This is a genomic window from Pelagibacterium montanilacus (assembly GCF_003992665.1).
GTDB lineage: Bacteria > Pseudomonadota > Alphaproteobacteria > Rhizobiales > Devosiaceae > Pelagibacterium > Pelagibacterium montanilacus.
Map to the genome: position 1 here is coordinate 1 of NZ_RZMX01000021.1, position 3,298 is coordinate 3,298.

Sequence of the window (3,298 nt, forward strand, 5' to 3'; positions counted from 1 at the left end):
CTGACGTTGCCCCCAACTTTTATCCAGCGTGACGTAGACTCCTGGAGTTGTTTTGGCCCTGCCGAGCCTGGTGGAAGACGGGGGCTGGCGCGGAGCTGGCCATTGAGCGCAGCGCCAGGTCCCGTCGTGGGGGGGGTGAGCCAGCCCAGCCGCGAGTGTGGGCGATTGGCATTGTAGTCAGCCAGCCATTCTCGAAGGGCGATGCGTGCGTAGGAGAGGCTCGGGAACAAGGTCTCGTTGAGCATCTCGTCCCTGAGCCTGCCATTGAACGATTCAATGAACGCGTTCTGCATCGGCTTTCCCGGGGCGATATAGTGCCAGTCGATCTTGTGCCGGTCGGCGAAGCCCAGGATGGCATTGGAGGTGAACTCGGTGCCGTTGTCGCTGACAATCATCTTCGGTTTGCCACGTGCCGCCATGATCATTTCGAGCTCTCGGGCAACCCGCAGACCTGAGAGGGATGTATCAGCGACGAGCGCCAGGCACTCGCGCGTGCAGTCATCCACGACGGCCAGAACCCTGAACCGGCGCCCGTCGGTCAGTTGGTCGGAGACAAAGTCCAACGACCAGCGCTCGTTGGGTGCCATGGGGATGACCATCGGCGCCCGCGTTCCCAAGGCCCGCTTCCGGCACCCCCTGCGCCGCACCGATAGCTTCTCTTCCCGATACATCCGGAACAGACGCTTGTGGTTGACCACATAGCCTTCCCGGCGCAACAGCACATGTAGCCGCCGATATCCAAAGCGCCGGCGTTCATGGGCAATTGCCTTCATCCGATCCCGCAGATCGATATCATCCACGCGGCTGCCCTGATATCGCATGGTCATGCGACAACAGCCCAGCACTGTGCACGCCCGCCGCTCGCTCATCTCAAAGGTCTCCCTGAGATAAGCGACCGCCTTTCGCCTGGCGGCGGGCGCTACCATTTTTTTCCAAGAAGATCCTTGAGTGCGGAGTTGTCGAGCATGGTATCGGCCAGGAGCTTCTTGAGCTTGGCGTTTTCGTCCTCGAGCGATTTAAGCCGCTTGGCCTCGCTCACATCCATGCCGCCGTATTTGGCTTTCCATTTGTAGATACTGGCGCTGCTCACGCCGTGCTTCCGGCACAAATCGGCGACCGGAACGCCTGCCTCATGCTCCTTGAGGATGCCGATAATCTGTTCTTCGCTGAACCTGTTGCGTTTCATCTCTGGTCCTTTTCGATGGGCCAGAGTCTATTTCAAACTGGATTAGCTCCAAGGGGCAACGTCACCACCATCCCGTCCTGAAGCATACCGGCGGTCGTTACTTATGGTTTATCTCGAATATACGCCTACTACGCCTCTATTTTTCTATCTATCAGTCGAGGCCTTTGAGAACGTCGTCCGCTCCAAAAAGCTCTGGTTGACCGACATCACTGCGTCCAACGATCCTCGCGAGATTGCACTCGGTCGGGAAGCCTTCGCGGAGGCTATGAACGCGCTCTCTGAGCGCGACATTCCCGGGCTCAATCGCCGGAATCTTTCAGCATTTCTCGTTGATGTACTGCGCGTTAGTCGCACGAGCACATGTTATGCTGTCTGCTTCGCTCTTGCCGGAGATCAGTTGCCAATGTGGCGAGAGTATGCAGATCGAGGCGAGGGTTTGTGCATCGCCTTCCGCCCCACAGCGATGAATGCCATTCCCGGTCGAATGCAACTTGTTCGATACACCGATGAGACGACCGCAGGCGCATTTCGGGATGCTGCAATCCGGGCTGCGCTTACGATGGGGCAGCCTCGATCAGTTGAGGCCGTGTTAGCGGCGGCCGAAGCATTTGCGGCTATCACTTCGCTGAAGCACCATACTTGGGCTCACGAACGAGAGGTGCGGCTGATCTTCAACCAACGAAACGAAAAGCCCATGCCGAATGAAATTCTCACTCAGATTGTGAGCGCCCATCCTGATGGCGATGGTGTCCCTGGAGGTGGTGTAGGTTCTGAGGAGAGTGGTCACCGGCGGTTTTCCGGTAATGTCGGGTTGTTGAAGCCACAATCCGAAAGGACCACCGATGACCACCGATATGATGAACCTTCGCGCTCTGGTCGAACAGACCCCCGACGCCGATATTTTGCGTGAGATGATCGGCTTTGCCGCTGAACGCCTGATGGAGATGGAAGTGGGCGCTGCCACAGGCGCTGGTTATGGAGCGAAGAGCTCCGATCGCCTGGCCCAGCGCAATGGGTATCGCGACAGAGACTGGGAGACACGCGCCGGCACTGTCGAGCTGCGCATTCCCAAGCTGAGGACAGGGTCCTATTTCCCAACCTTCCTGGAGCCGCGCCGCATGGCCGAGAAGGCTCTAACCGCAGTTATCCAGGAAGCTTACATCCAGGGCATTTCCACCCGATCAGTCGATGATCTGGTCAAGGCCATGGGGATGGGCGGCATCTCCAAAAGTCAGGTGAGCCGGCTGTGCGAAGAGATCGACGATAAGGTCAAAGCCTTCCTCGATCGCCCCATCGAGGGTGACTGGCCCTATCTGTGGATTGATGCCACTTACCTCAAGGTGCGCCGCGGTGGGCGTATCGTCTCGGTCGCCGCCATTATCGCCATCGGCGTCAACAGTGATGGCAGGCGTGAGGTTCTGGGCATGGAGATCGGGACCTCGGAAGCCGAGCCGATCTGGACAGCGTTTCTGCGCAAGCTGACCCGGCGGGGGCTACGTGGGGTCAAGCTCGTGATCTCCGATGCGCACGAAGGGATCAAGGCGGCCGTCAGCAAGGTGTTGTGCGCCACTTGGCAACGATGCCGGGTTCACTTCATGCGCAACGTTCTTGCCCATGCCGGAAAGAGCGGGCGCCGTGTCGTCTCTGCCTTCATCGCCACGGCCTTTGCGCAGGAAACACCAAAGGCGGCCAGTGCGCAATGGCGCGCCGTCGCCGATCAGATCCGACCCAAGGTGCCCAAGCTGGCCACCCTGCTCGATGAGGCCGAGCCTGATGTTCTGGCCTACATGTCGTTCCCACGCGAACACCGGACCAAATTGCACAGCACGAACCCAATCGAGCGTCTCAACGGCGAAATCAAGCGGCGCACCGATGTCGTGGGCATCTTTCCCAATGATGACGCCATCGTGCGCCTCGTGGGCGCGTTACTGCTCGAACAGAACGATGAGTGGGCCGTCCAGCGCGCCCGCTACATGACACTGGAAACAATGAGCCAGATGAGCGATGATCCCCTCATCAGCCTGCCGCCCCTGGCCGGCTGATCCGACACCGGCAGTGCCGGGAAATGCGTGGCGGCCCAAACCAACCTACACCACGCCAGGGGACACCATC

Annotated in this window: 2 protein-coding genes and 1 pseudogene; 2 read left to right on the plus strand and 1 reads right to left on the minus strand. The window is 59.4% G+C overall.

Features of this window, described 5'->3' with window-relative positions; translation table 11 throughout:
• Positions 1-19: 19 nt before the first annotated feature.
• Positions 20-1,186: pseudogene (locus EO136_RS08770) on the minus strand (IS3 family transposase).
• Positions 1,187-1,289: 103 nt separating this feature from the next.
• On the opposite strand from EO136_RS08770, the gene EO136_RS08775 reads away from it, so the two are divergent.
• A complete protein-coding gene (locus EO136_RS08775) occupies positions 1,290-2,096 on the plus strand; it encodes a DUF2971 domain-containing protein (protein WP_127144072.1) in 807 nt (268 codons plus the stop codon).
• Positions 2,029-3,228 (plus strand): IS256 family transposase, encoded by a 1,200-nt coding sequence (locus EO136_RS08780; RefSeq protein ID WP_127143937.1) that lies wholly within the window; start codon positions 2,029-2,031, stop codon positions 3,226-3,228. Before EO136_RS08775 ends, EO136_RS08780 begins: the two co-directional genes overlap by 68 nt.
• The last annotated feature ends 70 nt before the right edge of the window (positions 3,229-3,298 follow it).

What these genes read in the sequence shown, in the direction of transcription:
- EO136_RS08780 (WP_127143937.1), top strand. Translation starts at nt 2,029, where the DNA reads ATGACCACCGATATGATGAACCTTCGCGCTCTGGTCGAACAGACCCCC.
- EO136_RS08775 (WP_127144072.1), top strand. Translation starts at nt 1,290, where the DNA reads ATGGTTTATCTCGAATATACGCCTACTACGCCTCTATTTTTCTATCTA.